We start from the raw sequence: 6,316 nt of genomic DNA, 5'->3' as shown, positions 1-6,316 counted from the left end.
TATTCCTCCAGAGCCTCCTCGGCCTTCTGATCAACCAGCTTCATTTCGCGTTGCTTGCGCTCAAGGAAGGCTTCGCCGATCGAGCCATCTTTATCAGGGCCAATCACGTCCTTTGCGACGGGGAAGATTTCGGTCTCTTCCTCATCGATATGATGCTCGTAATCATGGCGCAGCGTCTTGAAACGCGTCAGCCAGCCAGGGGAACTCATGTCCATTTCATCCAGTTCCTGAATGATGTCGTCCAGTTCCTTGTGCTCGGCAACCGAGTGACGGCCCTTCGGCTGGCCCGCCTCGCCCTTCATCAGGGGCGCATAAAATGTCTCTTCCTCGGCGGCGGCATGCCCGCCCACATCGTAATAGAACTCCTTCCAGAGCTTGCGGCGCTTGGACGAGTCGCCTTCTGTCTCGGCCAGTTGGGCCAACAGGTCGCGATGGGAGTCATGGTCTTTCTTCAGGGTTTCGTAAATCGAGGGCATGTGAGGGATCCTTTGTCTGGTTTCTCTCAAACGCGTTAACCCCTGCCCGGTTCCGCGCCATGCGATTGCCTGATAGGGAGAAAAAATGCCCGCACCGCTCTCGATCATCATTCCCACACTGAACGCCGCCAGCGGCCTGCCGGAGTGTCTGCAGGCCTTGATGCCGGGGCTTGAGCTGGGGCTGATCCGTGAGGTGATTGTCTCAGATGGCGGCTCTGATGATGCTACGCCGCGCATTGCTGGGGACACCGGCGCGACGTGGATCACCGGCACCAGCGGTCGCGGCGCGCAACTCGCCGCCGGCGCCGACACTGCACGCGGCGACTGGCTGCTCTTTCTGCATGCCGACACGTATCTCTCGCCCGACTGGGCTGAACGCGCCGCCCACCATATGGAGCGCCGCGCTGAATCGGCCGCGGCTTTCACACTGAGATATCGCTCGGACGATCGCGCCGCCCGCTGGCTGGAAGCTCGCGCCAATCGGCGCGCGCGCATGTTCGGCCTGCCCTATGGCGATCAAGGTCTGCTGATCTCCCGCAAGCTGTACGATGCGGTCGGCGGCTTTGCCGACGTGCCCTTGATGGAAGACGTGATGATAGCAAGGGCCCTCGGCAAGAAACGGCTTGTCCTCCTGAGCGCCGACGCGCGCACCTCGGCTGAAAAGTATGAGCGCGATGGCTGGCGCAAGCGCGCCTGGAGCAATGCCTTCCTGCTCACCCGTTTCTTGTTGGGGGCGAAACCTGAAATCCTCGCCAAGGCGTATCGTTGATGCGGCGCACCCGTGTCCTCATCTTCGCCAAGCCGCCCCGCATGGGGCTGGCCAAGACGCGACTCGCCGCCGGTTTGGGCCGTACCGAAGCGCGCCGCATTGCACATTTCACGCTCGCCCGCACCATGCGAGCCGTCCGCTCCAGCGGCCTGGACGTGGCCCTCTATCTCGCGCCAGACTACGCGCTTGGCGAAACACTGGGCGGAACTTGGCCGCCACACCTGCCCCGCTTCAGTCAGGGGTCAGGCACGCTGACCGAGCGACTTGGCAAAGGCCTCGCCGACTCGCCGAATGGGCCGGTCCTCTTCATTGGCACCGATGCTCCGGACATTTCTGCCACTCTGCTACGCCAGGCCGTTCGTGCGTTACAACGCAACGATGCCGTATTTGGCCCAGCAGATGATGGCGGCTTCTGGCTTTTCGGTGTGAACAAACGCCCCGGTCTTCCATCACTTTTCGACAATGTACGCTGGTCCGGCCCTCATGCACGCGCTGATGTGCAAGCAAACCTTCCCTCCTCATTTCGCCTGACACTGTTGGAAACATTGCAGGATCTGGATGAAGAGCCGGATTGGCGAAGGTGGAATGCAAACAAACTTCGTTAACTTGACCCAGGTTATCGTCCCCAACGGAAAAGCATTGTCCAACAGAATTCTTGGCCCCAGAGAGCAGGACGCCCATGTATCGACTGATCTATATCAGCACTGCGTCTGACGCCCTCACGTCCGCCGATGTCGATGCGATTGTTGACGCGTCGATCCGCAATAATGCACCTCGGAACATAACGGGGGTCCTGATCTATAATGGTTTGAACTTTCTCCAGGTGCTGGAAGGCACACGACTGAACGTCGAAGAGGTCTTCAACCGTATTGTCCAAGACCCTCGCCATATTTCGGTCACCACGGTTCTGGCTGAATCCGCAGAGCTGCGCATGTTTGCCGGCTGGAGTATGGCCGGACGAAAGACCTCGGCGCTGGCTGGCCGACATGAATATGAGAAGATCGGTGAAACGCAGGATGTCCTGGCCCGCCAGATGCCAGCCCGTGTCCGCCAAATTCTGGAAAATTTCTGCTCGCTCAAGGGCATTTGATTCCACAGGTTTTCGGCATTCACCGAAATTTATGTTCTTGATTTGTTCCGTTATCTGTGGCCTGTTCTGGTCATGAGAACTGGACAGAAACTCTCCCCCACCGGCAGAATAAATTTGATCGACACACGCCAGGTTGAAGAACGCTTCCAGCAGCGTGGGCGCGGAGCGATCTCAAACCAGACCGGCCGTTTCGAGCTCGAAACACGCCAGGCCTTTGATGATGGCTGGGGCACGATTGAGGATGATGACAGCCGGATGGAGACCCTTCTGATGAAGGATTCGGCCCGCACCATCATCACCTTCAACAAATCGCCTGACATCTCGTTCGACAGAACGGTAAATCCGTATCGCGGCTGCGAGCATGGCTGCATCTATTGCTTTGCCCGACCAACCCATGCCTGGGGCGGGCTTTCGGCAGGGCTCGATTTCGAGAGCAAGCTGTTCTTCAAGGACAATGCCGTCGAGCTGCTGAAACGGGAATTGTCGCGGCCGCGCTATATCCCCCGGGTCATCGCGATGGGTATGAATACCGATGCCTACCAGCCCGTAGAGCGGGAAAAGCGCCTGACCCGTAGCCTGCTGGAGGTTCTGTCCGCGCACCGCCACCCGCTCAGCCTTTTAACCAAGTCAGCTCTGATCCAGCGCGACATCGACCTGATCGCGCCGATGGCCGAAGCAGGGCTTGCACGAGTTGGCATCTCTCTGACCACGCTGGATCGCACGCTCTCACGCAAGATGGAGCCGCGCGCCGCCACGCCGCAGCGTCGACTGGACACGATCCGCGCCCTCAGCGACGCAGGTATTGAAGTAACCGTAATGACTGCGCCAATCATTCCCGGCCTCAATGATCATGAGATCGAAAACCTGCTGGAAGCCGCCGCCGATCATGGCGCGACCCGTGCGGGCTATGTGCTGTTGCGCCTGCCCTACGAGATCAAGGATCTGTTCCATGAATGGCTGGTCCAGCATGTACCGGATCGGGCCGCCCGGGTGATCAACCACATCAGGGACATGCGCGGCGGCAAGGATTATGACGCCAACTGGCATGAACGGATGCGCGGCGGCGGCCCGGTGGCCGACATCATCTCACGGCGCTTCGGCCGCTGCGCTGCCAAGCTCGGCATGAACCAGCCACGGGGCGCCCTGCGCACTGACCTCTTTCGCATCATTGAGGATTACGGCGGCCAGATGCGCCTCGATATCTAGGAGAAATCGAGCACAATCCGTCCGTCGATGTCACCCGCGAGCATCTTGTCGAATACACTGTTGATCTCTTCCAGACGTGCCGTTGCCGTATGGGCTTTCACGGCGCCAAGCTTGGCGAAATCCAGCGATTCCTGGAGATCCAGCCGCGTCCCGACAATGGACCCGCGCACCGTGATCCCATTCAGCACCATGTTGAAAATCGACAGAGGAAAGTCGCCGGGCGGCAATCCGTTCAGCGAAACCGTCCCACCCCGCCTGACCATGCCGAGCGCTTGCTCAAAGGCCTTCACTGACACGGCCGTGACGAGAGCGCCATGTGCTCCGCCAATCTCCTTGCGCAGGAAGGCTGCCGGATCCGTTTTGGCGGCATTCACAGTCACTTCCGCGCCAAGCTGTTTCGCGAGAGCAAGCTTGGAATCATCGATATCCACCGCCGCCACGCGACGCCCCATGGCTTTTGCGTATTGAACCGCCATGTGGCCAAGACCGCCCACGCCTGAAATCACCACCCAGTCGCCGGGCTTGGTGTCGGTCACCTTGAGCCCCTTGTAGACCGTAACGCCTGCGCACAGGATCGGTGCGATTTCCACGAATGGAATATTATCCGGCAAATGCCCCACATAGTTCGGGTCCGCTATGGCGTATTCGGCAAACCCGCCATTCACGGAATAGCCGGTATTGCGCTGGCTCTCGCAGAGAGTCTCCCAGCCGCCCATGCAATGATCACAATGCCCGCACGCGGAATAGAGCCACGGCACGCCCACCCGGTCGCCTTCCTTCACATGCGTGACACCCGCTCCCACGCCCGAGACGAAACCAACGCCCTCATGACCCGGTATGAAGGGCGGATTGGGCCTTACCGGCCAGTCACCATGCGCGGCGTGCAAATCGGTATGGCAGACGCCGCACGCTTCGATCTTCACCTGAATTTCGCCCGGCCCCGGCTCCGGAGTTTTCACCTCCTCAATCACCAGCGGTTTGCCAAATTCACGCACCACGGCGGCTTTCATGCTTTTTGCGGTCATTGTCGTCTCGCCTCCATTTTCCGGAAGTGTAGGCAAAGCCTCAGAAAGCGGGATAAGGACAAACCCTGAATTTGGCTGGGTAACGGGTCTTTTCCGAAATGTGGCCTTGCATGCCGCACCTTACACACTGCCAATTCACAGGCTTTCCCCGATTTTATCCACAGCACTATCCACAGGGAAAATCTGCGGTTAGTTTCGATATCGAAACATTTCGGGCTGATTCGGATGCGCAATAATTAGGGATTCAGAAACCGGCGTCCGGCACTGATTCGCGCTTCGATAAGACACATAGCGCAAGCGGGGCTGAACCAATGGAATTACAGAAGAACGTGATCATGCAGGGCGATTGCATCGACATCCTGTCACGCCTGCCGGACAGGTCGGTTGATCTCGTCTTTGCCGACCCTCCCTACAACCTCCAGCTTGGTGGTGGTCTGACCCGTCCCGACCAGTCCGTGGTCGATGGTGTTGACGACGATTGGGACAAGTTCGACAGCTTCGATGCCTATGACCTGTTCTGCCACCAGTGGCTGGAAGAGTGCCGCCGCGTCCTGAAGGATGATGGCGCAATCTGGGTGATTGGCTCGTACCACAACATCTTCCGCGTCGGCGCGATCCTGCAGGATCAGGGCTTCTGGATCCAGAATGACGTGATCTGGCTGAAATCGAACCCCATGCCGAACTTCAAGGGCACCCGCTTCCAGAATGCCCACGAAACCCTGATCTGGGCCGGAAAGTCCGAACAGTCTAAATGCACATTCAATTACGACGCGCTGAAAGTCTTCAATGACGACAAGCAGATGCGCTCCGACTGGATGATCCCGCTTTGCACAGGCGGCGAGCGCCTCAAGGATGACGACGGCAAGAAAGCCCACCCGACGCAGAAGCCGGAAAGCCTTTTGCAGCGCGTCCTGCTGGCAACGACCAATCCGGGCGACACGGTCCTCGACCCATTCTCCGGCACCGGGACCACCGCCGCCGCTGCCAAACGCCTCGGTCGCAACTATGTCGGCATCGAGCGCGACGAGACCTATGCGCGCCTGTCGCGGGCCCGCCTGAAGGCTATCGAGCCCATTGAAGGCGCTGTGCTCGAAACGGAGCGCAGCAAGAAATCCCTGCCGCGCGTGCCATTCGGCGCACTACTGGAAAATGGCTGGCTGAAACCTGGCGACCGCCTGTTCAGCCCACAGCGCCGCTATCAGGCACGCATTCGCGTCGACGGGTCGCTGACCACCGGCACGTCCACCGGATCGATCCACCGCCTCGGCGCACATGTCCAACAGGCGCCGGCCTGTAATGGCTGGACTTATTGGCACTATGAGGATCCCAAGCGGAACCTCGCTCCAATCGACATGCTGCGCCGACGCTACCGCGAGGAAATGGGCCTCAACTAGCGCCTGTCCGACCCCTTGGACGAAGGCGGCGCTGGATCAATCCTGCGCCGCTTTTTCTATGGCATCATAATAGCGTTGCCAGCAGATCTGTCCGATCTGATTGTATTCCAGCATCTTGTCCGCCATCCGCAGGAACCCTTCCTGGTCTCCGAGCGCCGGTGGCAGCAATGGGTCGAAATTGATCGCCCGGATCACCGGCTGCCCGATCAGGAGGGTCTCGCGCGCTGCCTCATCCACGCTGCGCGTCATCAAGCCAGCCAGACTGGTCTCCATGGCCTGGATCGCGCGCGCATAGGATTGCGACAACTCTTCCGGTGACCACAGGCGCGTCCAGTCAAACGACCCCGCCATCGCTA

At 59.5% G+C, this 6,316-nt stretch carries 7 protein-coding genes and 1 pseudogene; 5 read left to right on the top strand and 3 right to left on the bottom strand.

All coding sequences use genetic code 11. From position 1 onward, the window contains the following. The coding region (locus B4F73_RS05695) for a hemerythrin domain-containing protein (protein WP_206990861.1) at window positions 1-476 on the bottom strand (476 nt) is incomplete at its 3' end. 85 nt (window positions 477-561) lie between these two features. Between B4F73_RS05695 and B4F73_RS05690 the strand changes: the two genes are divergently transcribed. From B4F73_RS05690 to B4F73_RS05675, 4 genes are all read left to right on the top strand, one after another. Beyond that, on the top strand, window positions 562-1,245 hold the full coding sequence (locus B4F73_RS05690) for a TIGR04283 family arsenosugar biosynthesis glycosyltransferase (RefSeq protein ID WP_290482703.1): 684 nt from the start codon (window positions 562-564) through the stop codon (window positions 1,243-1,245). Further along, complete coding sequence (locus B4F73_RS05685; protein ID WP_290482702.1) at window positions 1,245-1,850, top strand: TIGR04282 family arsenosugar biosynthesis glycosyltransferase; 606 nt, start codon at window positions 1,245-1,247, stop codon at window positions 1,848-1,850. Before B4F73_RS05690 ends, B4F73_RS05685 begins: the two co-directional genes overlap by 1 nt. Before the next feature lie 74 nt (window positions 1,851-1,924). Further along, window positions 1,925-2,335 carry a BLUF domain-containing protein gene (locus tag B4F73_RS05680; RefSeq protein ID WP_206990864.1) on the top strand — a complete coding sequence of 137 codons (411 nt, stop codon included), beginning with the start codon at window positions 1,925-1,927 and terminating at the stop codon, window positions 2,333-2,335. A 114-nt stretch (window positions 2,336-2,449) separates the two neighbouring features. Next, complete coding sequence (locus tag B4F73_RS05675) at window positions 2,450-3,541, top strand: PA0069 family radical SAM protein (RefSeq protein ID WP_290482701.1); 1,092 nt, start codon at window positions 2,450-2,452, stop codon at window positions 3,539-3,541. Here B4F73_RS05675 and adhP read toward each other — a convergent pair. Continuing rightward, the gene (adhP, locus tag B4F73_RS05670; protein WP_206990866.1) at window positions 3,538-4,566 is read right to left on the bottom strand and encodes an alcohol dehydrogenase AdhP; all 1,029 of its coding nucleotides are present in this window, start codon (window positions 4,564-4,566) and stop codon (window positions 3,538-3,540) included. The genes B4F73_RS05675 and adhP overlap by 4 nt on opposite strands. Window positions 4,567-4,877: 311 nt before the next feature. Here adhP and B4F73_RS05665 point away from each other — a divergent pair, with 311 nt between their 5' ends. Continuing rightward, window positions 4,878-5,960: a site-specific DNA-methyltransferase gene (locus tag B4F73_RS05665; RefSeq protein WP_034811455.1), complete on the top strand. Its 1,083-nt coding sequence runs from the start codon at window positions 4,878-4,880 to the stop codon at window positions 5,958-5,960. A gap of 36 nt (window positions 5,961-5,996) precedes the next feature. Here the strand turns inward: B4F73_RS05665 and B4F73_RS05660 are convergent. After that, window positions 5,997-6,316: pseudogene (locus B4F73_RS05660) on the bottom strand (hypothetical protein); the annotation flags it as partial.

Origin of the sequence: Hyphomonas sp. UBA3601, assembly GCF_002375605.1 — a bacterium.
In the GTDB taxonomy this organism is placed as follows: domain Bacteria; phylum Pseudomonadota; class Alphaproteobacteria; order Caulobacterales; family Hyphomonadaceae; genus Hyphomonas.
The sequence above is the reverse complement of the archived record's forward strand: the minus strand, read 5'-3'. Positions and strand labels throughout refer to the sequence as shown.